The sequence below is a fragment of the Psychrobacillus sp. FSL W7-1493 genome (assembly GCF_038004905.1).
Classification (GTDB): domain Bacteria; phylum Bacillota; class Bacilli; order Bacillales_A; family Planococcaceae; genus Psychrobacillus.
Genome location: NZ_JBBOSB010000001.1, coordinates 232,037 through 258,363 on the forward strand (window position 1 = coordinate 232,037; position 26,327 = coordinate 258,363).

Annotated in this window: 19 protein-coding genes, 6 tRNA genes and 3 rRNA genes; 27 read left to right on the forward strand and 1 reads right to left on the reverse strand. The window is 41.4% G+C overall.

Translation table 11 applies throughout. The features are described 5' to 3' along the window. Positions 1-11 precede the first annotated feature (11 nt). From MKX96_RS01210 to glmM, 16 genes are all read left to right on the forward strand, one after another. Positions 12-1,565 (forward strand): 16S ribosomal RNA (locus tag MKX96_RS01210). Between the two features lie 205 nt (positions 1,566-1,770). Beyond that, a 23S ribosomal RNA gene (locus MKX96_RS01215) occupies positions 1,771-4,699 on the forward strand. A 57-nt stretch (positions 4,700-4,756) separates the two neighbouring features. Further along, positions 4,757-4,872 (forward strand): 5S ribosomal RNA (gene rrf / locus MKX96_RS01220). Together the 16S, 23S and 5S rRNA genes form the textbook arrangement of a ribosomal RNA operon. A 1,052-nt stretch (positions 4,873-5,924) precedes the next feature. Next, positions 5,925-5,999 (forward strand) — tRNA-Asn (locus MKX96_RS01225). 7 nt (positions 6,000-6,006) lie between these two features. Continuing rightward, positions 6,007-6,079 (forward strand) — tRNA-Thr (locus tag MKX96_RS01230). Between the two features lie 108 nt (positions 6,080-6,187). Next, positions 6,188-6,263 (forward strand) — tRNA-Val (locus MKX96_RS01235). A gap of 27 nt (positions 6,264-6,290) precedes the next feature. Continuing rightward, a tRNA-Tyr gene (locus MKX96_RS01240) sits at positions 6,291-6,374 on the forward strand. A gap of 5 nt (positions 6,375-6,379) precedes the next feature. Continuing rightward, positions 6,380-6,454 (forward strand) — tRNA-Gln (locus tag MKX96_RS01245). Positions 6,455-6,472: 18 nt separating this feature from the next. Then, a tRNA-Ala gene (locus MKX96_RS01250) sits at positions 6,473-6,545 on the forward strand. Between the two features lie 130 nt (positions 6,546-6,675). Beyond that, positions 6,676-7,254, forward strand: coding sequence for a GNAT family N-acetyltransferase (locus MKX96_RS01255; protein ID WP_340881411.1), 579 nt, complete (start codon positions 6,676-6,678; stop codon positions 7,252-7,254). Between the two features lie 70 nt (positions 7,255-7,324). Then, entirely contained in the window at positions 7,325-8,227 is a 903-nt protein-coding gene (gene rocF / locus MKX96_RS01260; protein ID WP_169360615.1) for an arginase, read from the forward strand. Between the two features lie 174 nt (positions 8,228-8,401). Further along, positions 8,402-8,974 carry an RNA polymerase sigma factor SigW gene (sigW, locus tag MKX96_RS01265; RefSeq protein WP_169360614.1) on the forward strand — a complete coding sequence of 191 codons (573 nt, stop codon included), beginning with the start codon at positions 8,402-8,404 and terminating at the stop codon, positions 8,972-8,974. A gap of 14 nt (positions 8,975-8,988) precedes the next feature. Next, positions 8,989-9,636, forward strand: a complete 648-nt coding sequence (locus tag MKX96_RS01270) for a zf-HC2 domain-containing protein (protein WP_169360621.1) — start codon at positions 8,989-8,991, stop codon at positions 9,634-9,636. 172 nt (positions 9,637-9,808) lie between these two features. Continuing rightward, positions 9,809-10,645, forward strand: coding sequence for a diadenylate cyclase CdaA (gene cdaA, locus MKX96_RS01275; RefSeq protein WP_169360613.1), 837 nt, complete (start codon positions 9,809-9,811; stop codon positions 10,643-10,645). Then, positions 10,638-11,921, forward strand: a complete 1,284-nt coding sequence (locus MKX96_RS01280) for a CdaR family protein (RefSeq protein ID WP_340881416.1) — start codon at positions 10,638-10,640, stop codon at positions 11,919-11,921. The genes cdaA and MKX96_RS01280 overlap by 8 nt, the downstream gene beginning before the upstream one ends. 35 nt (positions 11,922-11,956) lie before the next feature. Next, positions 11,957-13,309: a phosphoglucosamine mutase gene (gene glmM / locus MKX96_RS01285; RefSeq protein ID WP_340881419.1), complete on the forward strand. Its 1,353-nt coding sequence runs from the start codon at positions 11,957-11,959 to the stop codon at positions 13,307-13,309. Between the two features lie 138 nt (positions 13,310-13,447). Here the strand turns inward: glmM and MKX96_RS01290 are convergent, their stop codons facing one another. Next, positions 13,448-13,645, reverse strand: coding sequence for a hypothetical protein (locus MKX96_RS01290; RefSeq protein WP_340881421.1), 198 nt, complete (start codon positions 13,643-13,645; stop codon positions 13,448-13,450). A 248-nt stretch (positions 13,646-13,893) separates the two neighbouring features. On the opposite strand from MKX96_RS01290, the gene MKX96_RS01295 reads away from it, so the two are divergent. The 11 genes from MKX96_RS01295 (at position 13,894) to glmS (ending at position 25,803) form a co-directional block, all read left to right on the forward strand. Further along, positions 13,894-14,406, forward strand: coding sequence for a type 1 glutamine amidotransferase domain-containing protein (locus MKX96_RS01295; protein ID WP_169360610.1), 513 nt, complete (start codon positions 13,894-13,896; stop codon positions 14,404-14,406). Between the two features lie 185 nt (positions 14,407-14,591). After that, positions 14,592-15,041, forward strand: a complete 450-nt coding sequence (locus MKX96_RS01300) for an Lrp/AsnC family transcriptional regulator (RefSeq protein ID WP_340881422.1) — start codon at positions 14,592-14,594, stop codon at positions 15,039-15,041. Between the two features lie 296 nt (positions 15,042-15,337). Next, positions 15,338-16,279 carry a nickel ABC transporter permease gene (gene nikB / locus MKX96_RS01305; RefSeq protein WP_340881424.1) on the forward strand — a complete coding sequence of 314 codons (942 nt, stop codon included), beginning with the start codon at positions 15,338-15,340 and terminating at the stop codon, positions 16,277-16,279. A gap of 14 nt (positions 16,280-16,293) precedes the next feature. Next, a complete protein-coding gene (locus tag MKX96_RS01310; RefSeq protein ID WP_340881426.1) occupies positions 16,294-17,190 on the forward strand; it encodes an ABC transporter permease in 897 nt (298 codons plus the stop codon). A gap of 27 nt (positions 17,191-17,217) precedes the next feature. After that, on the forward strand, positions 17,218-18,768 hold the full coding sequence (locus tag MKX96_RS01315; protein ID WP_340881427.1) for a glutathione ABC transporter substrate-binding protein: 1,551 nt from the start codon (positions 17,218-17,220) through the stop codon (positions 18,766-18,768). A gap of 9 nt (positions 18,769-18,777) precedes the next feature. After that, the gene (locus MKX96_RS01320; RefSeq protein WP_340881428.1) at positions 18,778-19,788 is read left to right on the forward strand and encodes an ABC transporter ATP-binding protein; all 1,011 of its coding nucleotides are present in this window, start codon (positions 18,778-18,780) and stop codon (positions 19,786-19,788) included. Next, complete coding sequence (locus tag MKX96_RS01325; protein ID WP_340881430.1) at positions 19,763-20,767, forward strand: ABC transporter ATP-binding protein; 1,005 nt, start codon at positions 19,763-19,765, stop codon at positions 20,765-20,767. The genes MKX96_RS01320 and MKX96_RS01325 overlap by 26 nt, the downstream gene beginning before the upstream one ends. A 14-nt stretch (positions 20,768-20,781) precedes the next feature. Further along, positions 20,782-22,386, forward strand: coding sequence for a gamma-glutamyltransferase family protein (locus MKX96_RS01330; RefSeq protein WP_340881432.1), 1,605 nt, complete (start codon positions 20,782-20,784; stop codon positions 22,384-22,386). Positions 22,387-22,469: 83 nt separating this feature from the next. Then, complete coding sequence (locus MKX96_RS01335; protein WP_445678205.1) at positions 22,470-22,976, forward strand: chromate transporter; 507 nt, start codon at positions 22,470-22,472, stop codon at positions 22,974-22,976. Beyond that, on the forward strand, positions 22,973-23,500 hold the full coding sequence (locus MKX96_RS01340) for a chromate transporter (RefSeq protein ID WP_340881435.1): 528 nt from the start codon (positions 22,973-22,975) through the stop codon (positions 23,498-23,500). Before MKX96_RS01335 ends, MKX96_RS01340 begins: the two co-directional genes overlap by 4 nt. A 500-nt stretch (positions 23,501-24,000) precedes the next feature. Continuing rightward, positions 24,001-25,803, forward strand: coding sequence for a glutamine--fructose-6-phosphate transaminase (isomerizing) (gene glmS / locus MKX96_RS01345; RefSeq protein ID WP_340881436.1), 1,803 nt, complete (start codon positions 24,001-24,003; stop codon positions 25,801-25,803). The last annotated feature ends 524 nt before the right edge of the window (positions 25,804-26,327 follow it).

Here is a 26,327-nt window from a genome sequence, read left to right on the forward strand (position 1 = left end):
TTAAGTTCTCTATTATGGAGAGTTTGATCCTGGCTCAGGACGAACGCTGGCGGCGTGCCTAATACATGCAAGTCGAGCGGATGATGAAGAAGCTTGCTTCTTCTGATTTAGCGGCGGACGGGTGAGTAACACGTGGGCAACCTGCCCTGTAGATTGGGATAACTCCGGGAAACCGGGGCTAATACCGAATAATCCATTCCCTCACATGAGGAAATGTTAAAAGACGGTTTCGGCTGTCACTACAGGATGGGCCCGCGGCGCATTAGCTAGTTGGTGAGGTAACGGCTCACCAAGGCGACGATGCGTAGCCGACCTGAGAGGGTGATCGGCCACACTGGGACTGAGACACGGCCCAGACTCCTACGGGAGGCAGCAGTAGGGAATCTTCCACAATGGACGAAAGTCTGATGGAGCAACGCCGCGTGAGTGAAGAAGGTTTTCGGATCGTAAAACTCTGTTGTGAGGGAAGAACAAGTACGAGAGTAACTGCTCGTACCTTGACGGTACCTCATTAGAAAGCCACGGCTAACTACGTGCCAGCAGCCGCGGTAATACGTAGGTGGCAAGCGTTGTCCGGAATTATTGGGCGTAAAGCGCGCGCAGGCGGTCCTTTAAGTCTGATGTGAAAGCCCACGGCTCAACCGTGGAGGGTCATTGGAAACTGGGGGACTTGAGTACAGAAGAGGAAAGCGGAATTCCAAGTGTAGCGGTGAAATGCGTAGAGATTTGGAGGAACACCAGTGGCGAAGGCGGCTTTCTGGTCTGTAACTGACGCTGAGGCGCGAAAGCGTGGGGAGCAAACAGGATTAGATACCCTGGTAGTCCACGCCGTAAACGATGAGTGCTAAGTGTTAGGGGGTTTCCGCCCCTTAGTGCTGCAGCTAACGCATTAAGCACTCCGCCTGGGGAGTACGGTCGCAAGACTGAAACTCAAAGGAATTGACGGGGGCCCGCACAAGCGGTGGAGCATGTGGTTTAATTCGAAGCAACGCGAAGAACCTTACCAGGTCTTGACATCCCGCTGACCGGCCTAGAGATAGGCTTTTCCCTTCGGGGACAGCGGTGACAGGTGGTGCATGGTTGTCGTCAGCTCGTGTCGTGAGATGTTGGGTTAAGTCCCGCAACGAGCGCAACCCTTGATCTTAGTTGCCAGCATTCAGTTGGGCACTCTAAGGTGACTGCCGGTGATAAACCGGAGGAAGGTGGGGATGACGTCAAATCATCATGCCCCTTATGACCTGGGCTACACACGTGCTACAATGGACGGTACAGAGGGTCGCAACCCCGCGAGGGTGAGCAAATCCCATAAAACCGTTCTCAGTTCGGATTGTAGGCTGCAACTCGCCTACATGAAGCCGGAATCGCTAGTAATCGTGGATCAGCATGCCACGGTGAATACGTTCCCGGGCCTTGTACACACCGCCCGTCACACCACGAGAGTTTGTAACACCCGAAGTCGGTGGGGTAACCCTTTTGGGAGCCAGCCGCCGAAGGTGGGACAGATGATTGGGGTGAAGTCGTAACAAGGTAGCCGTATCGGAAGGTGCGGCTGGATCACCTCCTTTCTAAGGATATATTCGGAATACAGATTTTTATCTGTATCTTAACGTTTTGCAGTTCAGTTTTGAATGTTCATTCTATATGAGCATTTAAAGCTTTTTAACTTGTTCTTTGAAAACTGGATAAAACGACATCAAAAAAAGAAACAAACGCAAGATATTCAAATTGTGATCACTTACGTGATTGCAAGTGTAGTACTTTTAACTTTTAGGTTAAGTTAATAAGGGCGCACGGTGGATGCCTTGGCACTAGGAGTCGATGAAGGACGGCACTAACACCGATATGCTTCGGGGAGCTGTAAGTGAGCTTCGATCCGAAGATTTCCGAATGGGGAAACCCACTGCCCGTAATGGGGCAGTACATTTGCGTGAATACATAGCGCATCTGAGACACACCCAGGGAACTGAAACATCTAAGTACCTGGAGGAAGAGAAAGAAAATTCGATTCCCTGAGTAGCGGCGAGCGAAACGGGAAGAGCCCAAACCAAGAGGCTTGCCTCTTGGGGTTGTAGGACACTCTATACGGAGTTACAAAAGAATGAGCTAGACGAAGCGACCTGGAAAGGTCCGCAGGATAGGGTAAAAGCCCCGTAGTCAAAAGTTCATTCCCTCCAGAGTGTATCCTGAGTACGGCGGAACACGTGAAATTCCGTCGGAATCCGGGAGGACCATCTCCCAAGGCTAAATACTACCTAGTGACCGATAGTGAACCAGTACCGTGAGGGAAAGGTGAAAAGCACCCCGGAAGGGGAGTGAAATAGACCCTGAAACCGTGTGCCTACAAATAGTCAAAGCCCGTTAACGGGTGATGGCGTGCCTTTTGTAGAATGAACCGGCGAGTTACGATTACATGCGAGGTTAAGTTGAGAAGACGGAGCCGCAGCGAAAGCGAGTCTGAATAGGGCGAATGAGTATGTGGTCGTAGACCCGAAACCAGGTGATCTACCCATGTCCAGGATGAAGGTGAGGTAACACTTACTGGAGGTCCGAACCCACGCACGTTGAAAAGTGCGGGGATGAGGTGTGGGTAGCGGAGAAATTCCAATCGAACCTGGAGATAGCTGGTTCTCTCCGAAATAGCTTTAGGGCTAGCCTCAAACGTTAGAATCTTGGAGGTAGAGCACTGTTTGGACTAGGGGCCCATCCCGGGTTACCGAATTCAGACAAACTCCGAATGCCAATGATTTATGTTTGGGAGTCAGACTGCGAGTGATAAGATCCGTAGTCAAGAGGGAAACAGCCCAGACCACCAGCTAAGGTCCCAAAGTATTTGTTAAGTGGAAAAGGATGTGGCGTTGCTTAGACAACCAGGATGTTGGCTTAGAAGCAGCCATCATTTAAAGAGTGCGTAATAGCTCACTGGTCGAGTGACGCTGCGCCGAAAATGTATCGGGGCTAAACAAATCACCGAAGCTGTGGATTGATACCTTTGGTATCAGTGGTAGGAGAGCGTTCTAAGGGCGTTGAAGTCAGACCGGAAGGACTGGTGGAGCGCTTAGAAGTGAGAATGCCGGTATGAGTAGCGAAAGATGGGTGAGAATCCCATCCACCGTATGACTAAGGTTTCCTGAGGAAGGCTCGTCCGCTCAGGGTTAGTCGGGACCTAAGTCGAGGCCGATAGGCGTAGACGATGGACAACAGGTTGATATTCCTGTACCACCACCCCACCGTTTGAGTGATGGGGGGACGCAGTAGGATAGGGTAAGCGTGCTGTTGGTTATGCACGTCCAAGCAGTGAGGTGTGAGTGTAGGCAAATCCGCACTCTGTAACATTGAGCTGTGATGGCAAGGACGTATGTCCGGAGTTCCTGATTTCACACTGCCAAGAAAAGCCTCTAACGAGGTGGGAGGTGCCCGTACCGCAAACCGACACAGGTAGTCGAGGAGAGAATCCTAAGGTGAGCGAGAGAACTCTCGTTAAGGAACTCGGCAAAATGACCCCGTAACTTCGGGAGAAGGGGTGCTCTTTTGGGTGAATAGCCTAGAAGAGCCGCAGTGAATAGGCCCAGGCGACTGTTTAGCAAAAACACAGGTCTCTGCAAAACCGTAAGGTGAAGTATAGGGGCTGACGCCTGCCCGGTGCTGGAAGGTTAAGAGGAGTGCTTAGCGCAAGCGAAGGTGCGAATTGAAGCCCCAGTAAACGGCGGCCGTAACTATAACGGTCCTAAGGTAGCGAAATTCCTTGTCGGGTAAGTTCCGACCCGCACGAAAGGCGTAACGATCTGGGCACTGTCTCAACGAGAGACTCGGTGAAATTATAGTACCTGTGAAGATGCAGGTTACCCGCGACAGGACGGAAAGACCCCGTGGAGCTTTACTGTAGCTTGATATTGAATTTTGGTGCAACTTGTACAGGATAGGTAGGAGCCTTAGAGCCCGGAGCGCCAGCTTCGGAGGAGGCGTCGGTGGGATACTACCCTGGTTGTATTGAAATTCTAACCCATACCCGTAACCCGGGTAGGAGACAGTGTCAGGCGGGCAGTTTGACTGGGGCGGTCGCCTCCTAAAGTGTAACGGAGGCGCCCAAAGGTTCCCTCAGAATGGTTGGAAATCATTCGAAGAGTGTAAAGGCAGAAGGGAGCTTGACTGCGAGACCTACAAGTCGAGCAGGGTCGAAAGACGGGCTTAGTGATCCGGTGGTTCCGCATGGAAGGGCCATCGCTCAACGGATAAAAGCTACCCCGGGGATAACAGGCTTATCTCCCCCAAGAGTCCACATCGACGGGGAGGTTTGGCACCTCGATGTCGGCTCATCGCATCCTGGGGCTGTAGTCGGTCCCAAGGGTTGGGCTGTTCGCCCATTAAAGCGGTACGCGAGCTGGGTTCAGAACGTCGTGAGACAGTTCGGTCCCTATCCGTCGTGGGCGTAGGAAATTTGAGAGGAGCTGTCCTTAGTACGAGAGGACCGGGATGGACACACCGCTGGTGTACCAGTTGTTCTGCCAAGGGCATCGCTGGGTAGCTATGTGTGGACGGGATAAGTGCTGAAAGCATCTAAGCACGAAGCCCCCCTCAAGATGAGATTTCCCATTACGCAAGTAAGTAAGATCCCTCAAAGACGATGAGGTAGATAGGTTCGGGGTGGAAGCGTGGCGACACGTGCAGCTGACGAATACTAATCGATCGAGGACTTAACCAAATGGTTTGTTTCGATTAATGATGTCTTTTATCCAGTTTTGAGTGAACAACTCAAAAGTCTAGTGATGATGGCGAAGAGGTCACACCCGTTCCCATACCGAACACGGAAGTTAAGCTCTTCAGCGCCGATGGTAGTTGGGGGTCTCCCCCTGCAAGAGTAGGACGTCGCTGGGCACCAAAGAAAGTCGTTACCGAGTAATCGGTGGCGGCTTTTTTGTTTCAAAAAAAAAGCCGAAGGCACTCTCTCCCTAAGGAAGTGAGCGAGAAGCCGGAGGGGCAAAGAGTTCGAGGAAGCAAAGAAGAGAGGCTCGGAGCGTATGGCATACGCGAGAACCGAACGACTGCGGCTGACGAAGAAATCTGCCGCCCATCTGGTTTCGCAGCCGCGGATGGTAGTTGGAGGGTCGCCCCTGCAAGAGTAGGACGTCGCTGGGCAACTAAAGGAAGTCGTCACCGAGTAATCGGTGGCGGCTTTTTTGTTTTGTCCTGTATCAAAAAAAAGCCGAAGGCATTCTCTCCCTAAGGAAGTGAGCGAGAAGCCGGAGGGGCAAAGAGTTCGAGGAACTGAACGACTGTGGCTGGTGTTTTTTTGTTTAGAAGGCAATCTCTCCCCAGAAATTACAAAAATACTTAAGCATGTTATGAATAGGGCAAGGAAAGAGTTACGAGTAATAATTACGTGAGCCTGATCAAAAAGGCGTTTAAACTCTGTGACAGCTGTGATTCCTGCTCGTACCATTCGTCTACTTTAAAAGCACTCTCCTAGCAATAATTAAATCTTTTAATGAGCGTTGAATTTTATATAGAATGCACTACCTATAAAATACTAACATTAATTACTCTATTGATTGGAGAGGCAGACGGCGACTCCCCGCGGAAAGCTTACGTCTAGAGCGAAAACCAACTCTACTTTAAACATAAAAAAGCAATATTAAATTTCACTGTTCTATTAATAGCTTAAATTTTTGGCTATAAATAAGAATTAAAAAATAGATTAAAAAAACTCTAAATAAAAAATTCTTCTACGCATATTTCTAAATAAAAATGGACAATATAATATGGTGAAGCATCTTCTATGAAATAAAATATAGAGAATATCATTCAAAAAGATGGTAACTTCTATATGTTGGAACCTTGAATATTTCATTGGAAAAATACCTAAATTAAGCTTGAAATTTAAAGTATACTTGTTATAATTATATTTGTACTTTAAATAATAAGAACGTTCCGAAGTAGCTCAGTGGTAGAGCAATCGGCTGTTAACCGATTGGTCGTAGGTTCGAGTCCTACCTTCGGAGCCATTTTTATGCTTCCATAGCTCAGTAGGTAGAGTGCTTCCATGGTAAGGAAGAGGTCACCGGTTCAAATCCGGTTGGAAGCTTTTCTATTTTACATAAAAGTAGAGAATGTACATAAAAAAATGCTTGTTTTGAAGTAATACTTATGCTAAACTATTAATTGTCCGGTTTTTAAAGAGGATTACTGTTTTGGAGGATTAGCTCAGCTGGGAGAGCATCTGCCTTACAAGCAGAGGGTCGGCGGTTCGAGCCCGTCATCCTCCACCATAAAGTTTAAAGTTTTTATAATAGCCTGGAGGGGTAGCGAAGTGGCTAAACGCGGCGGACTGTAAATCCGCTCCTTAGGGTTCGGCGGTTCGAATCCGTCCCCCTCCACCAGTTTTTGGGGTATAGCCAAGCGGTAAGGCAACGGATTTTGATTCCGTCATGCCCTGGTTCGAATCCAGGTACCCCAGCCATTTTCTATTATCTATTATGGGGCCTTAGCTCAGCTGGGAGAGCGCCTGCCTTGCACGCAGGAGGTCAGCGGTTCGATCCCGCTAGGCTCCATTTTAATTCTAATGTGTGTATACTGTACTCTTTTCATTCAATTGAAAAGAGTTTTTTTGTATTTAGATATATAACAAAATAACTTCTACATTCCGATATAAATAGAAAAAGAGAAGAGGTTGTGAGAGAAATGGAAAGCTTAATCCTAGGGGATGTTACGTTAAGATTGTTAACGAAAAGCGATATACCGTTACTGTGGGAGCTGTATGAGCCTAGCGTATTTGAATATATGTTACATAGGGTAGAAAGTGAAGAACAGCTAGGAGATTGGCTGCAGGCAGGAATTGATCAAATGCAAGGTCAACAAACCGCAATTGTTTATGTAGTGGAACATACAGATACCAAGAAAATAATGGGTACGACTAGGATTTACGGGATAGATCAAGTTAACCGTGCTTGTGAAATTGGTTCTACTTTTTACGGGAAAGCTTTTCAGAGAACTCATGTAAATACGACCTGTAAGTTCTTGATGCTCCAGCATTGCTTTGAGGCGTTGGGGATGATTCGTGTGCAGTTTAAAACCGACGAGTTAAACTTACCGTCACAGCGAGCTATTGAAAGAATTGGGGGCATCAAGGAAGGTGTGTTAAGGAACGAACGTGTGAGATCCAACGGGACCGTCAGAAACGCGGTTTTATATTCGATTGTAAATGAAGAATGGGCAGAAGCAAAAAAATATCTTCAATTATTAATGAATAAATATACATGAAAATGCTGAGTTGAGCCAACTGCCTTTAAGGAATTACAATAAGTGTATGAACTAAAGGGGGTATAAAATAATGAATAAATTAAATCTAACAATTATAGGCGTTCCCATGGATCTTGGCCAAAATAGACGCGGGGTAGATATGGGACCAAGTGCAATTCGTTATGCTGGAGTAGTGGAACGCTTAACTGACCTTGGTCATACGGTGAAGGATGAAGGGGATATTTTAATCAGTCAGACTAGAAAAAAAGAATCATCTACTACCTTAAGAAATTTAGAGCAGGTGATTGAAGCTAATACAGCTCTTGCCAATAAAGTGCATGCGGTTGTAGAGGCAGGGGATTTCCCACTTGTCCTAGGTGGAGATCATAGTATAGCTATCGGTACATTAGCAGGTCTTTCTGATCATTATGAAAATCTAGGGGTTATCTGGTACGATGCTCATGCGGACTTAAACACTGCTGAAACTTCTCCATCGGGAAATATTCATGGTATGCCATTAGCCGTAAGCATAGGCTTAGGTCACAAGGATTTAGTGAACATACGTGAATTTGCACCGAAGATTAAACCCGAGAATATAGTTATAATTGGCGCCCGCTCTGTAGACCCGGGAGAGAGAGAACTGATTAGAGAAAAAGGTATTAAAGTTTTCTCCATGCATGAAATAGATAAGCTAGGAATGACCGAGGTTATGAATCAAACGATAACTTACTTCCTGGAACGTAAAGTGGACGGTGTGCATTTGTCTCTTGACTTAGATGGATTAGATCCGCTATATACACCTGGAGTGGGAACGCCGGTACCAGGAGGTATAAGCTATCGTGAAAGTCATTTAGCTATGGAAATGCTTTATTCCTCTCATTTAATTTCATCTGCTGAATTTGTAGAAGTAAATCCTATTCTCGATGAGAAAAATAAAACAGCTGATACTGCAGTAGCACTTATGGGCTCATTATTTGGAGAAAGCTTAATATAATAGTTTTATTAGTATTTTAGGAAAAGCAGGCTAATTGTCAGCTTTTTCTTTTTTTTAACAACACAACACAGGAAATATTTGATAAAATTAAAATAATATAAAAAAATGAAACCTGTTGAATCCTTCTTACGTATAGGTAGAGACAGCCGCATAGAGCGGAGGGGAAATCACACGATGGATGCGATAGTTAACAAAAGAATAAAACAAGTACTTAAAGGAGATAAAGACGCATTCGCGGAGATTGTCGACCTTTACCAAAATAGGCTTTTCCAAGTTTGTTATAGAATGCTTGGCAATCGTCACGAAGCTGAAGATATAGCACAAGAGGCATTTGTCCGGGCCTATATAAATATTCATACATTCGATCAAAAGAGAAAATTTTCTACGTGGCTGTATCGTATTGCTACCAATTTATGTATTGATCGTATACGTAAAAAAAAGCCTGATTATTATTTAGATGCAGAAGTAAAAGGTACGGAAGGTCTCGACATGTATTCTCAAATAGCTGCCTCTGACGAACTTCCTGAGGAAGAGTTGATGAAACTTGAGCTACAAGATAGAATTCAATATGAGATCAGCCGTCTTCCAGATAAGTATCGATCTGCTATAGTGCTTAAATACATGGAGGAACTATCATTACAGGAAATAAGTGAAATTTTAGATCTCCCATTAGGCACAGTAAAAACAAGAATACATCGAGGTCGGGAAGCACTTAGAAAACAATTAAGTAAACAACCGAATCTTTAATAGGAGGAATCATGATGAGTGCGTGTCCAGAACGAATTGTTCACTATATGCATGAATATCTAGATGGTGAAATTAGTCGTGAACACGAGCTGGAGCTCAAGTCACACTTGCAGTCGTGCCAAGAGTGTCGCAATCATATGCATGAGTTAAGCGATGTAGTAGCCTTTGTAAAAGGAGCAGCTCATGTAGAGGCACCAAATGATTTTACTCTATCAGTTATGTCTAGACTTCCAAAAGAAAAATCACATACAGGTGTAAGCAGATGGTTTAGACAGCATCCTGTTCTTACGGCAGCAGCTATGTTTATGCTTTTAATGAGTAGTGCCCTTTTCTCCAATTATAATAACGACCAACAGTTTTCATTCACAAAGCAAGAGAATGTTATTGTCGAGGGAGAAACAGTTATAATCCCTGAGGGACAAGTCGTTAAAGGAGATTTGATAGTTAAGAATGGTGATGTGCGCGTTGATGGAGAATTGGACGGCAATTTAACAGTGATTAATGGGTCCATTATCGACGGTTCTAAATATATGGCTTCCACAGCCAATGTTACAGGTAAAAGTGAGGAAATTAACAAAGCATTTGACTGGTTATGGTATACCATAAAAGATACTGCTAATGAAATTACCTCTTTCTTTAAAAGCGATAAGACTGAAGAATAAAAATAGAAATAAATACCCCGAGAAACACATATATTATCCTATCTTTTTAAAAAAGGAGTCTATCCAGGAACCTGGATAGACTTTTTGCGTTAGTATTAGAACGAGAAATCTATACTTCAAATATGTTATACTTACTTTATATGGATTTGCGAGAAAAAGTGGGGGATGCCCAATGTCGTTTATGGAACAATTTACAGACTTGATGCCAGTGAACGTAATCGTCAATATATTAGACGTTTTGTTCGTATGGTTCGTTATATATAAATTAATTACTCTTATTAAAGGTACAAAAGCAGTTCAATTATTAAAAGGTATCTTTGTCATCGTTATTGCAAAAGTAGTAACTGATTTTCTAGGTTTAGATACACTTGGCTGGATGTTAAATCAAGTTATCACATATGGTTTCTTAGCAATTATTATCATTTTCCAACCTGAGATCAGAAGAGCACTTGAACAAATAGGTAGGGGGAAATTGTTTTCTAGAAGCTCTCTACAAGAGGAAGAAGAGCAGACTCGTCTAATAGAAGCAATGACCAAGTCTGTTAGCTATATGGCAAAGCGTCGAATTGGTGCTTTAATTTCCATCGAACGAGAGACTGGATTGACAGAATATATTGAGACGGGAATACCTTTAAATGCCCACTTAACTTCTGAGTTAATGATTAATATTTTTATTCCAAATACGCCACTACATGATGGGGCGGTTATTGTTCAAAAAAATAAGATTGTTTCTGCTGGCTGTTACTTACCACTTTCTGAAAGTCCTTTTATCTCGAAGGAGCTTGGAACAAGGCATAGAGCTGCAATAGGGCTTAGTGAGGTCACAGATGCTATTACAATTGTAGTTTCAGAGGAAACAGGAGCAGTAAGCCTTACTTCTAACGGAGACCTACATCGAAATCTTTCAATGGATGAATTTAAAAATCATTTAACAAGACTTTGGTTTGGTCCAACTGAGGAGCAAGTGACACCTTCTAAGTGGCGATGGAGGGGGAAACAAAATGGATAAAATGATGAATAATCCGTGGCTTTTGCGAATTATTACACTTACCTTTGCCATATTGCTGTTTGTTTCCGTGAAATCGGATTTGGAATCTGATCATCAGAACTCTAGCAACAATGCAATTGACGTATTAAGGGATGTTCCAGTAGAAGTCTATTATGATGATGAAAATTTAGTCGTCACTGGAGTTCCAGATACGGTAGATGTAAATATACAAGGCCCTGCAAACTTTGTGACTTCGGCAAAGATTATGAAGGACTACAAGCTGTTTGTAGACTTAAGAGAACTTCCAATGGGCGAACATAGAGTTGCTATATCACAGGAAAATTTCTCAGAAAAATTAAAGGTCCGAACAGACCCCGTATATGTGAATGTAGTAATTGAAGAAAAAATCACCCAGGAATTCCGGGTAGATCTTGACATGAATGAAAGCCTGTTAGCAGAGAACTATGTCATGACTTCTTCTGTAGAACCTCGAACAGTAAACGTAACAGGAGCAAAAAGTGTTATACAATCTATAGGCTATGTAAAAGCAACCATTTCGAGCGAAAAAGGCATAGATAAGTCCTTTGAGCAAGAAGCTAGCGTTAGAGTGCTTGATTTGGATCTTAATAAGCTTGATGTCTCTGTTGAGCCGAGAACTGTAAATGTTAAAGTGACAGTTGAAGAATACAGTAAAGAAGTACCTATCTCGCTTTCGAAAAAAGGAACTCCAAAGGAAGGTTTAACTATTAATGCACTATCAACAGCGACTCAGAAGGTGCGGGTATATGGTCCTAGGTCAGTTGTTGATAAAATTGATAGGTTGAATGTCGATGTAGATGTGAGTAAAATTGAAGACACTGGGTCAATCAGTGTTAAAATGGTTGTGCCTGAGGGAGTGACCAAATTATCTCAAGAAAAAATTGATATAAAAGCAGATGTTACAAGCGCAACACCCCCTTCCAACGGTACGGATGAAGCCGAGAAGGAAGATGAGGACACAGCTGTAGCTGATGAGATAACAGAGAAGTCCTTTACAGAAATGAGGATAGCTGTAAAAGGATTACCAGAGCAGCTAGCGAGTAGCTTCGAAACACCTACTGATGGAATAATTTCTGTTGTGGCCAAGGGAACACCGGATGCCTTGAAAGATATTCAGTCAGGGGACATTTCTATCTACGTAGATGCCCAAAACATAGAAGTTGGTGAAAGAATTCTTCCTATTCAAATTGATGGTCCTTCTAATGTAGAATGGCAAACATCTGAATCCGAAGCAAAATTAATGATAAAAGACGCATAAAAGCAGGATAACAGGTAATTAAGGAGAGAAGATTAATGGGAAAATATTTTGGTACAGACGGAGTAAGAGGTGTAGCAAACGAGGAATTAACACCGGAATTAGCATTTAAATTAGGTCGCTTTGGTGGATATATTTTAACAAAAGATACTAAAGAGCGAGCAAAGGTACTCATTGGACGGGATACACGTATTTCTGGACATATGCTAGAGGGCGCGCTTGTTGCTGGTCTTTTATCTGTCGGAGTGGAAGTAATGCGATTAGGTGTTATTAGTACACCGGGAGTAGCTTATCTTACACGTGTAATGAGCGCAGATGCTGGTGTAATGATTTCTGCTTCCCATAACCCCGTGGAAGATAACGGTATCAAATTCTTTGGTTCAGATGGGTTTAAGCTTACGGATGAGCAAGAAGAACAAATTGAGCAGTTGCTTGATGCAGAGAAGGATGAATTGCCAAGACCCACAGGTGGTGGTGTCGGATCCGTATCCGATTACTTCGAAGGCGGTCAAAAATACATTCAATATCTTAAGCAATCAATTGATGAAGACTTCGTAGGCATTCATGTAGCCTTAGACTGTGCGAATGGTGCAACATCTTCCTTAGGTACTCATGTATTTGCTGACTTAGATGCCGACCTTTCGACAATGGGAGTTTCGCCTAACGGCTTGAATATAAACGATGGTGTAGGGTCTACACATCCAGAAGGCTTAGCTAAGTTTGTTCTTGAAAAGGGAGCAAATGTTGGATTAGCATTTGATGGTGATGGAGATAGAATTATCGCAGTAGATGAAAAAGGGAACATCGTTGATGGCGACCAAATCATGTATATCTGTGCAAAATATCTTAATTCCCTAGGACGATTAAACAACAAGACAGTTGTTTCTACTGTTATGAGTAACATGGGCTTCTATAAAGCACTTGAGGCGAATGATATGACAAGTGTAAAAACTTCTGTTGGAGATCGTTATGTTGTAGAAGAGATGAAGAAGAATGGTTACAACCTGGGTGGAGAACAATCTGGTCATATTATCTTCCTAGATTACAATACTACAGGTGATGGTTTGTTAACCGGCTTACAGCTTGTAAACATTATGAAGGTAACAGGGAAGAAACTTTCTGAGCTAGCAGCTGAAATGAAAGTCTTTCCTCAAAAGCTAGTAAATGTACGCGTTACTGATAAGCATGCTGTTACTGAGAATGATAAAGTAGCTGCAATCATTAGTGAAGTGGAGACAGAAATGGCTGGTAACGGACGCGTGTTAGTTCGTCCTTCAGGAACAGAACCATTAGTTCGCGTAATGGTAGAGGCTTCTACCGTAGAAGACTGTGAGAAATATGTAAATCGTATAGTTGAAGTAGTAAAAGCAGAAATGGGATTAGTAGACTAAAGATATAATATAACCTTGACCGGTAGAATTACGGTCGGGGTTTTTTGTTGGCTATGTTAAAGGAAAAGTTGAAAAAGACATATAAAAATGAGCTAGGATATTTTCTCCTGGCTCATTTTACTTCGATATTGCTTTTTACTATGCACCCGTAGAATTAATTCCAATTTGTTTATTTACATCAACAATTAAACAAATTAATAAACCAAAAATAACACCTAAAAACGTTGAAAAAAATAACATATCTTCCGGTAAGTATAGTCGCGAACTGATTATAATATGACTTATAAAACCAAATAAACCTCCTAAAATAATACTAATAATTATCTTTTTTAACATATATATTCCCCCTTTTAATATTCGACTACTTTCTTAATCTAAACTAACCTTCCCCGTTGATTTTAGTTTTATATTTAACAAATAAACCATATAAGTAAAATAAATCGAATACTTTAGTAGCCTTTTTGATTAAAAAATTCTTATAAATAAATTATCAAAAGCCCTTCTTTCTAATTTTCATTAAAGATGTTTAATATAGCTTTTTTAGTGGAATTATAAGAGAGAACAAACAATTGAGGAGTGAGGAAATGGCTAAAGTAGCAACATTAATCACAAACATGTTTGAGGACTCGGAATATGCGAAACCGGCACAAGCATTAAACGAAGCTGGACACGAGGTATTCGCTATTGAACAAGAGGCTGGGAAACAAGTAACCGGTAAAAATGGTGAAGTAAATGTAACGATTGACTATGGTATTGACGATGTGAAGCCAGAAGAATTTGATGCACTATTCATTCCTGGTGGATTTTCTCCCGATATTTTAAGAGCAGATGATCGTTTCGTACAATTTGCAAAATACTTTATGGATGCTAAAAAACCCGTATTTGCAATCTGTCATGGACCTCAGCTTTTAATTACTGCTAAAACACTCAATGGTCGAGATGCAACTGGATATAAATCTATTCAAGTAGATTTAGAAAATGCAGGAGTTAAGTTCCATGACGAAGAGGTTTTCGTTTGTCAAAAACAATTAGTTACTAGTCGTACACCAGATGACATTCCAGCGTTCAACCGTGAAATTGTTAAACTGTTGGCTTAAAAGTATAATGAAGGAGGGCACCCTGCAAGGGTGTCTTTTTGTGTGTTTAAGTTAATATATATATTGCTTTTTATTTCGATAATAGTAATATATTGTTTAATTCTTTACATTATGTCTGTATAATGTTATTTTTGCTTTCTAAAGTAAAGTTAATAATTTATGATAGAAATGAGGGGTGTGAAAAAATGGGAATAGATATGATAGACAAAAAAATCCTAGAACTGTTAACTGCTAATGGCCGATTATCATATGTAGATATTGGGAAGGAGTTAAATTTATCTAGGGTTGCTGTGAGAGAACGAGTACATCAACTACAGAAAGAAGGAGTTATTGAAAGATTTACTGTAGTGATTAATTCGGAAAAAGTAGGCAAAGGGGTATCGGGCTTTTTTGAAGTGGATTGTGAACCATCATCATTGGTGGAAGTCGCAGAGAAACTAGCGAACAATCCTAGTGTTGCTAGCTGCTACCAAATGACAGGACCTTCCACTTTACATATGCACGTGTTGGTTGATGACTTCCTTAGTCTTGAAAAATTCATCAACGAAGAGTTATACGCATTAGAAGGTATTACTAGAGTTGAGAGTCATATTTTATTAAGAAGGTTTAAAAGCCGTAGTGGCTTAAAGTTATAAAAGGCATCCCCTTGAGGATGCCTTTTTGCATGGACAGAAAGAATGGAAGCGTTTACTTTAAATGAAAAAAATAACAAAACATAAAGTAATGATATAGCAGATATAATATTCAAAATGTAATGTAAAATTAATTATTTAGTCTAAATGTAAAGAATAAATCAAATAAATAAATTTATTTGAAAATTCATATAGATTTTTATTGATAGTTGTATTATAATCAAAATTATTAAAATTCAATCATTTGTTAATCAAAAATAAAAAAAAGATTAACAAATGTAGAAAAGGTTGGTGGGATTTTGGTTTCTTTAATTGTAAGGCGTGGGATGCAGCTTCTTTTCTTGCTTTTTGGTATATCATTTCTAGTGTTTTCCTCCATGTACATTGCACCCGGGGATCCTGCCACAATGGTAGGAGGACCGACAGCGACCGAATCTGATTTGGAGTCAATAAGAGAGAACTTGGGATTAAATGATCCTTTCCTAGTTCAGTACGGTCGATATGTTAAAAATGCGGTTCAAGGAGACTTTGGCTATTCCTATCAATCTAAACAATCCGTTTCAGAAGCAATAGCTATTAGGCTACCGAATACTTTTAAGCTGGCAATTGCGAGTATGATAGTTGCCATCATAATAGGTGTGGTAGCGGGATTGATATCAGCATTAAAACAAAATTCATGGCTCGATGTGACGTCAACTACTTTTGCACTTGCCGGGATATCCATACCAAATTTTTGGTTAGGTGCATTGTTAATATTAGTATTTGCTGTAAATCTGCAATGGCTACCAGTAGGTGGACTGTCAGCACCATTCTATACAGCTGAGGGCTTTAAACAAATGATCCTTCCTGCAATTACATTGGGCACTAGCGCTGCAGCAATGATTGCAAGAATGACAAGATCCTCAGTGCTCGAGGTGGCTAAAGCCGACTATGTAAGAACGGCCAGAGCCAAAGGTGTGAAAGAAAGATCAGTCATTTGGGTACATACTCTAAAAAACGCAATGATTCCAGTAGTTACTGTGATTGGTGTTAACTTTGGTGGTTTACTCGGAGGAACAATTATCACGGAAAAAGTATTTGCGATTAACGGTGTTGGAAGGTTGATGGTAGACGCTATCGCACAAAGGGACTTCCCGATGGTGCAAGCTTCCGTATTATTAGTAGCCACACTATTCGTGGTTGTGAATCTCATCGTAGACATTGTCTATACATTCATCGATCCAAGGATAAGTTATGACTAAGAAGGAGGGATCATATGTCGAATACTATTTCAATAAACAATAATCTTCCAACTGCAACAAAAAAGAAGGATAAGGTATACGTCACGACGATGAAACGCCTCATGAAAAATAAATTAGCAGTAGTTGGTCTTGCTATTATTTTGGGGCTAATCTTCATAGCGGTATTTGCTCCCTCCTTAGCCACACATGATCCATCAAAACAAAACCTAGTAGCCAGTGAACTCCCTATCTTTTCAGAAGGGCATTGGTTGGGGACAGATAATTATGGTAGAGACGTTTGGTCTCGTATCGTTTATGGTTCTAGAATTTCTCTCTTAGTCGGAATAGCAGCTGTCGTTCTTGGTCTGCTAGGAGGTATTACGCTTGGTTTGCTCGGGGGCTATTATAAAAAACTAGATGGAATCATTATGAGAATAGTAGATTTGCTGTTTTCCTTCCCGGGTATTCTACTAGCTATGCTAATCATTGCTATATTAGGTACCAGCCTGGTTAACGTAGCAATAGCGATTAGTATCTGGTCCATACCAAGCTGTGCTCGCATAGTGAGAGGATCAGTACTTTCTATAAAACAAAAAGAATATATTATGGCTTTAAAATCATTAGGTGCTTCTGATTTAAGGATTATGATTCGTCATATTCTTCCGAATGCTATGGCACCAATTATCGTATTTGCAACAATGAGAATGGGAACAGCTATCCTCTCCACAGCCTCTCTTAGTTACTTAGGATTGGGGGCACAGCCTCCTACACCAGAATGGGGGGCAATGATTGCACAAGGGCAAAGCTATATGTGGACGTCACCGCATTTAACAATTATTCCTGGGATAGCAATTATGTTAACTGTATTTGCCTTTAACGTATTAGGAGACGGATTACGAGATGCATTAGATCCAAATATGGACATCCAATAAAAAATAGAAAATAGGGGGAATATGAAAATGAAGAAAAAATGGTTATTTATTTTATTATTTGTTGTATCAATCGTTCTAGCAGCTTGTTCTGGAGGAGAGTCTTCATCAGCTCCAAAAGAAAACGGAGGCTCAGGAAGTGACATTAGTGGAGATACCTTTACCTATGCTACTACAACTGATGCGGTCGGCCTGTCTCCAACCATGACAAATGATTCTCCTTCAGCAAATGTAATTGAACAAGTATATGAGACACTTTTTCAGCGCAACTCAGAAACATTAGAGATTGAACCTAAATTAGCAGAATCCTATGAGAATCCAGATGAAAATACATGGATCTTTAAACTAAGAGAAGGCATACAGTTCCATGATGGAACTCCGTTTAACGCAGAAGCGGTTAAATATACGTTTGACAAATTACGTGACCCAGCAACAGGAGCACCACGTGCATCTCTTTTAGAATCAGTGGAAGAAATTACAGTCGAGGATGAAAACACTGTTAAAATTACAACGAAATATCCATATGGGGCATTCTTAGCAGCACTTTCTCATTCAAATGCAGCAATCATAAGCCCAACTGCTGACCAGAAGCAGGATTTGATGAAAGAGCCTGTAGGTACAGGACCATTTAAATTTGTTAGTTGGACTCCAGGTGACAAGTTGGAACTAGAAGCGAACGAGGAATATTGGGGAGGAGCACCTGACTTAAAGAAAGTAGTGTTCAAGGTAGTTCCTGAGATTTCTACTGCCATTTCGATGCTTCAAACAGGCGAGGTTCAATTTATCGATAACCTACCAACAGAGCAAATCAATCGTTTAGAATCGATGGACAGTATTGATATTCAAAAAATTGATGGTTCTCCAGTCTATTATTTTGCATTTAACCATCTAAGAGAAAGAAACCAAGACCCTGATTTCCGAGAAGCAGTAGCCTCAGCAATCGATCGTGATGCATTTGTCACTAAATTGAACGGATTAGGTGTAAGAAGTGATAGTGTAATAGGACCAAAAGTATTTGGATATGATGAGTCAGCAGATAATGCAGGAACTCCTTATGATTTGGAGCGTGCAAAGGAATTAGTAGAGAAAAATGGATATGGTGACCAAACCTTTAAACTGTTAACAGCTAACCGTGCTAATACAACTTTAATGGCTGAAATTGTTCAAGCTCAATTAACTGAAGCAGGGTTCAAGGTTGAAATTGAGTCTATGGAGTGGGCTACTTATTTAGATTCAGCTCGTGCAGGGGAATATGACTTAACCTTCTTAAGCTGGTCAAATGTTACTGGAGACGGTTCTGAATTATTTTATCCTAACTTTCATAGTGACAATGTAGGTGCGTCAAATCGTGCACAGTATAGTAATCCAGCATTTGATGACTTAGTAATGCAGTCACGTACTACAGTTGACCAAGAAGAACGTGCGAAGTTACTTAATCAAGCAAATAAATTAATGTTAGACGAGAATGCAGTAGTAGTTATGTATCATGGAGTTGTTACATCTGCTTTGGATAACAAATACACTGGGTTGGACCTTGATTCTACTGGTAAATGGTCATTAAAAAATGTAACTGGAAAGTAGGTATATCCGATGAGGGAGACATTATTAGAAGTGAACAATTTAGTAACTGAATTTCGTACAGCAGACGGTAACGTTCAAGCTGTGCGAGATGTCTCCTTTTCTGTTTCAAAAGGAGAAACACTGTGCATTGTAGGAGAGTCTGGCTGTGGTAAGAGTATTACATCCTTGTCAGTCATTGGTCTTTTGCCAAGCAACGGTAAAATAGCTGCAGGCCAAGTCAAGTATGAAGGAAAAGAAATCCAAAGTCTTTCATATGAAGAATTGAGAAAGATGCGTGGTAATAAGATATCAATGATTTTTCAAGAGCCTATGACTGCACTTAATCCCGTATTGACGGTGGGATACCAGTTGAGAGAACCTTTAATGCTTCATCACGGACTATCTAAATCAGTGGCACACAAACAAGGAATCGATCTGTTAAACCAAGTAGGAATCCCTTACCCAGAAAAACGGATGAGTCAGTACCCTCATGAGCTGAGTGGTGGGATGAGACAACGGGTTATGATTGCCATTGCTCTATCATGTCACCCAGGTTTGCTCATTGCAGATGAACCAACAACCGCATTAGATGTTACAATCCAGGCTCAAATTTTGGACCTAATCAATGAGTTAAAGACAAAGTTAAATATGGGCATTATGCTTATTACGCATGATATGGGAGTAGTAGCAGAGGTAGCGGATAAGGTGATGGTGATGTATGCAGGTAAAAAGGTGGAGGAAGGTATGGTTGAAGATATTTTCAACAATCCAAAACACCCGTACACCCAAGGGCTTTTAAATTCTGTGCCAAATGTAGATGATCCTGATTTTGAATTAGAGCCAATTCCGGGTTCTCTTCCAAGTTTACATGAGGACATTCAAGGGTGCAGATTTCATCCCCGATGTAAATTTGCGACAGAAAAGTGTAGCGTACTACCTCCAAAAGAGATTCAAGACGAGCGTGGACATACGGTAAGTTGCTGGTTATATGAAGAGGAAGAGGAGGAAGTAAAGAATGGTCATCTCGTCACCCAAAACTGATCAGAAGGTCCTCCTTGAATTAAATGGAGTTAAAAAGTACTTCCCTATAAAAGGTGGAATATTAAAGAGAGTTCAAGGGCATGTCCAGGCAGTTCAAGAAGTAAATCTGAAGCTCTACGAAGGAGAAAGTCTAGGGGTAGTTGGAGAATCTGGTTGTGGGAAGTCCACTTTAGGTAGAGCTATCTTAGGACTAGAGGAACTAACGGATGGAAAAGTAATATTTAAGGAGCAGGAAATTCAAAACCTTAAGAGAAAAGAGAAGTTAAAGTTCGTTAAGGAAATGCAGATGATTTTCCAAGATCCTTTTGCTTCCCTAAACCCTAGACAGAGAATTGGGCATGCGTTAGAGGAAGTCTTTGTGATGCATACGAACTTATCCAAAGTAGAGCGACGCAAAGCTGTGGTGGAACTCTTAAATGAAGTTGGGCTAAAGGAAGAGCATTATGAGCGTTACCCTCATGAATTTAGTGGGGGGCAGCGCCAAAGGATTGGAATAGCTAGAGCTATAGCTTTAAATCCTTCCTTTGTCATCTGTGATGAAGCAGTTTCTGCTCTAGACGTTTCCGTTCAAGCTCAAGTTCTTAAGCTATTAAAAACATTACAGGAAAAATACGGTCTTTCGTATTTGTTCATCTCACATGACCTGGGGGTAGTTCGTTATTTTTGTGATCGAGTGCTAGTCATGTATTTAGGAAATACGGTAGAGCTTGGTACAGTGGTGGATTTATTTAAAAATCCGACGCATCCTTATACTCAGGCATTGTTGTCTGCGATTCCACGCCCTTCGGTAAATCGGAATATGAAGCGTATTCGACTTCAAGGAGATCTACCTAACCCGGCGAATCCTCCAACAGGTTGTCCATTCCATACGCGCTGCCCGATAGCCCAAGATATTTGCAAAAAGGATAAGCCAGCATGGGAACAAATAGAAGAAGGACACTTTGCTGCTTGTCACTTTGCAGGGACAAAAATTATATAAAGGGGAATTACATCATGGATTACTTATATCACCCATTTCCAGGTAAGAGAAATACCGTTTTTGCTAAAAAAGGTATGGTTGCAACATCACAACCTTTAGCGGCACAGGCTGGTTTAGATATATTAAAAAAGGGTGGGAATGCCATTGATGCAGCTATTGCCACTGCTGCTGCATTAACTGTGGTGGAGCCAACCTCCAATGGAATCGGTGGAGATGCTTTTGCTTTAGTCTGGACAAAAGGAAAGCTTCATGGGTTGAATGCATCAGGTCCTGCACCACAGTCTATTTCTGCTGAGAAGCTAAGAGCACAAGGCTTAGAGAAGATGCCTGTGCATGGAGTAGTGCCGATAACGGTGCCAGGAGTTCCTGCTGCATGGGCAGCCTTATCAGAAAGGTTTGGCAAATTGCCGTTAAAAGAAGTACTAGAGCCTGCAATTCAATATGCGGAGGAGGGTTATCCTCTGTCCCCAATTTTAGGGAAGTATTGGAAGATAGCATACAAAAAGTTTAAAGCGAGCTTTACGACAGAGGAATTCAACGCATGGTTTGATACGTTTGCTCCAGATGGTCGCCCTCCAGAAATAGGAGAGGTGTGGAAGTCTCCAGGTCATGCAAGCACGCTTCGAGCTATAGGAGAAACAAATTCAAGAGCTTTTTATGAAGGAGATCTTGCTGAACAAATAGATGGATTTATGAGAAAGCATGGGGGATATCTATCTAAAAGTGACCTACAATCCTATCAGCCTCAGTGGGTAGACCCAATTTCTGTGAACTACCGAGGCTATGATGTTTGGGAGATTCCGCCAAATGGTCAGGGTATGGTCGCTTTGATGGCCCTTAATGTATTTAATAAGCTGGATAAGCCCGAGTGGCAAAGTGTTCATACGCTTCATCAACAAATTGAATCGATGAAGCTGGCATTTACGGATGGCCAGGCATTCATAACGGAGCCTGATGAAATGCCTGTAAGTGTCGAGCATTTATTGTCCGAGGAATATGCGGAAAAGCGCAAAGCGGTAATCCAAGACGAAGCTACAGATCCCGAACCTTATGAATTACCAAAGGGGGGAACTGTCTATTTGGCAACTGCTGATGAGGAAGGAAATATGGTTTCTTTTATACAAAGTAACTATATGGGCTTCGGTTCTGGTGTTGTCATTCCAGGCACAGGTATTGCATTGCAAAACAGAGGACATGATTTCTCTTTAGATGAGTCACATCCTAATGTATTAAAGCCAGGGAAGAAAACTTACCATACGATTATCCCAGGCTTCTTAACGAAAGACGGAGAAGCAGTAGGGCCGTTTGGTGTAATGGGTGGCTATATGCAACCACAGGGGCATTTCCAGGTTGTAACCAACACTGTAGATTATTTGTTAAATCCTCAAGCAACACTTGATATGCCGCGTTGGCAGTGGATGAGGGGCAAAACGGTACATGTAGAGCCTGAATTCCCTAACTATTTGGTGCAAAGCTTGGTGAGAAAAGGACATGATATTCAGGTGGCAACGGATGGCGGCAGTTTTGGACGTGGGCAAATCATTTGGAGAAACCCAGAAACGGGAGTCCTTCAAGGAGGAACAGAATCGAGAACGGATGGAGCTATTGCAACGTGGTAGAACATCAGTCTTTGAAGGATGGCTCTGTACGTCCTAAGCCAGTACTTCAAAGAGATATAAGCCAGGCATTTTTTCGAATAGGCATGCTAGGATTTGGCGGTGGCCCTTCCTCTATACCGCTAGTGCATCAGGAGGTAGTTAAGAAATATAAATGGATGGATGAGGAAGAGTTCGGCGATACATTAGCATTGGCAAACACAATGCCAGGTCCAATAGCTACTAAGATGGCTGGCTATATTGGTTATCGAATAGCCGGTTTTTGGGGCTGTGTTAATGCTCTCCTTGCTTCTGTCATTCCTACCGTGGTGCTGATGATCCTCTTGCTAGGTTTTCTCCAGTCTTTCAAGGATTCTCCAAGGGTGCAGGGTATGACTGCTGCAGTTATTCCTGTCGTTGCAGTTATGCTCGCAATAATGACCTGGGACTTTATCAAAAAATCTGGAGAAACCTTTGGATGGTGGAAGGCTTTTTTACTCTTAGCACTAGCTGCACTGCTTATGGAGCTCCTGCATATACATCCAGCAATCATCATATTAATCTGTGTGACAATTGCCTTTTTTCCTCTATTAAAAAGGAGGGGAAGTAAATGATTTATTGGCAATTGTTTCTCGCTTTTTTTATACCTGGCATATTAGGCTATGGTGGAGGACCTGCATCCATCCCACTGGTAGAGCATGAGGTAGTAGAGAACTATGAGTGGATGACTACTCAGGAATTCAGCGAAGTAGTAGCACTTGGAAACTCCTTGCCTGGACCTATTGCCACAAAAATGGCAGGCTATATTGGATATACTGAGGGCGGGATTTTAGGAGCAGCTATTGCTCTCTTTGCGACAGTTGCTCCCTCCTTGATCCTTATGATTAGTATGATGGCTATTCTATTAAAATACAAAGAGGCACCGGAAGTTAAAAACCTTACAAAGCTCATAAGACCAGTAATTGCTGTACTATTAGGTGTGATGACTATTCAATTCGTAGAGGAATCAGTAGGTGGATTAGGTATCCCATCAACACTTATTTTAATAGTTGGAAGCTATCTACTATTAGAGAAGGTAAAGCTGCATCCTGCGTTTGTTATTATCCTAGCACTTGTTTACGGAGCAGTTTTAGTATGAGTAAAAGAGACCATGAGTGATAGGTCTCTTTCTCTATTTATAGGTTTCTCAGTACTTTAGGCCTTGTCGTTTCGATTGACTCACATATACTGAGAAGATATAATGATGAAGTTGCATTATATTAAAATATTTTGTAATCGCGTAGAAAGGTAGGATAGGTAACGCGTTAAAGAAGGAAAACAATTAAAGCGCCTGAGCTGAAGAAATTGGACGAAACAAATTTTCAGCAGACGAGGTGGAGGTTATCGAAATTTCGGCGGATGCCTCCCGACCGTATTTGCCCGGTTGTAATTCTTTTTCAGAAACCATTCAAGTGATTGAATGACCAAGGGGAAAAGAAGGCATTCTTAGCTTAATAGGCATGTGTATTTAAAAAATGTTTAGGATATGCGCAGTAGTGGTATCGCATAGATTATGTGCGTTTCCAGCCGGCGTTGTATTGCTAAGGCTTTTTTTAGTATGCTTATTTTGACATGAATGATAACGGAGGAATATATATTATGTGTGGAATTGTAGGATATATCGGTGAAAATGATGCAAAAGAAATTTTATTAAAAGGCTTAGAAAAATTAGAGTACCGCGGTTATGATTCAGCGGGGATTGCAGTTTTAAATGAAGATGGAGTAATGGTTTTTAAGGAAAAGGGACGTATCGCAGATTTGCGCGAAGCTGTAGACGGTGATGTAAGTGCTAACCTAGGAATTGGTCATACTCGATGGGCGACTCACGGAGTTCCAAACCAAGAAAACGCTCATCCTCATCAAAGTACAACGAAACGTTTTACGCTTGTGCATAATGGCGTAATCGAAAACTATCATTTATTGAAAAAGGCTTATTTGGCTGATGTTCAAATGGCTTCTGATACAGATACAGAGGTAATTGTACAGTTAATCGAACGCTTCTCAAAAGATGGTCTATCAACTGTTGATGCATTAAGAAAAACGTTGCATTTGATTCATGGTTCTTATGCAATTGCTTTAATCGATAATGAAGATGAAAGCACGATCTATGTTGCGAAAAACAAATCCCCATTACTAGTGGGTGTGGGAGAAGGATTTAACGTGGTTGCATCTGATGCAATGGCAATGCTACAAGTAACAGAGCAATACGTCGAGCTTCATGACCAAGAAATCGTAATCGTACGCAAGGAATCAGTAGAGATCCAAACACTTGATGGAGCAAAGGTAGAGCGTGCTTCTTACAAAGCAGAACTAGACATGAGTGATATTGAAAAAGGAACATATCCTCACTATATGTTAAAAGAAATCGATGAGCAGCCAACTGTTCTCCGTAAAATTATCCAAGCCTATCAAAACGAGCAAGGCGAGCTTACTATCGACTCTGCCATTTTAGATGCACTAAAAGATGCGGATCGTCTGTATATCATTGCAGCAGGAACTAGCTACCACGCTGGTCTAATCGGTAAAGAGTATTTTGAGAAAATTGCTGGTATCCCAGTAGAGGTTCATATCTCAAGTGAATTTGGATATAACATGCCACTTCTATCGGAAAAGCCTTTATTCATCTTCATCACACAATCTGGTGAAACGGCAGATAGTCGCCAAGTATTAGTGAAAATCAAAGAAAAAGGGTATCCAACACTAACTGTAACTAACGTACCTGGATCCACACTTTCTCGTGAAGCGGATCATACGTTATTATTGCATGCTGGTCCTGAAATTGCTGTAGCCTCGACAAAAGCTTATGTTGCTCAGGTAGCAGTGCTAATGGTCACGGCATCTGTATTCGCAAAATCCCAAGGCAAAGAGCTAGACTTTGATGTCGTACAAGAGCTTGGAATTGTTGCAAATGCGGTTCAAGCAATCGTAGATACTAAAGAAGAACTTGAAGAGATTGCAACAGAATACCTTTCTACTACTAGAAATGCTTTCTTCATCGGAAGAAACGTGGACTATTATATTAGCTTAGAGGGCGCTCTAAAGCTTAAAGAAATTTCTTATATCCAAGCAGAAGGCTTTGCTGGAGGAGAACTTAAGCACGGTACAATCGCACTTATTGAAGATGGTACGCCTGTCATCGCCTTAGCAACACAGCAGGCTGTCAGCTTAAATGTGCGTGGAAACGTAAAAGAGGTAGTTGCTCGTGGAGCAAACCCTTGTATCATTGCAATGGAAGGCTTTGATGAAGAGGACGATCGTTATGTACTTCCAAAAGTACATGAATTATTCGCCCCACTAGTAGCGGTTATCCCACTGCAGCTAATCAGCTACTATGCAGCACTTCACAGAGACTGTGACGTAGATAAACCTAGAAATCTAGCTAAATCTGTTACAGTTGAGTAATTTGCTTATATGTATTTAAGTGGTTGTTCTTTGTCCAGTTACATCATAGTTGGTAACTTTACAACATAGTTGGTAACCTTACAACATAGTTAGTAACTTTACAACATAGTTGGTAACTCAAGCAGATAGATACTACTATTTCAAAATAATATATTAAAGCATGAAAATGGTTAGAAATCTATATAACAAAATTATTGTTAAAGACAGCCTGTGGATGCTACAAAACCACAGGCTGTCTTTATTTTCCATTTCAGTGTTAGTATTAAATAAAGTTTGATATTTTAAATCAAGACGGGTTACTTTGTTTATTTGCTTTTTTTAGGGTTAAAAGGATATCTTTAATCAAACTTTATTTTAAAGTTACAACAGAAAAGTGTTATTCTTTCATGGTGTGATATTCATCGCCAATTTCAAACAAACCGAACACTTCAAGCGTGATTTTGGATGATGTTGCATGAAGGATGTAATTACGAGTAGAACGAATTCATAAGACCTTAAACTTCTGTTAGAGGTACTTGTGTTTT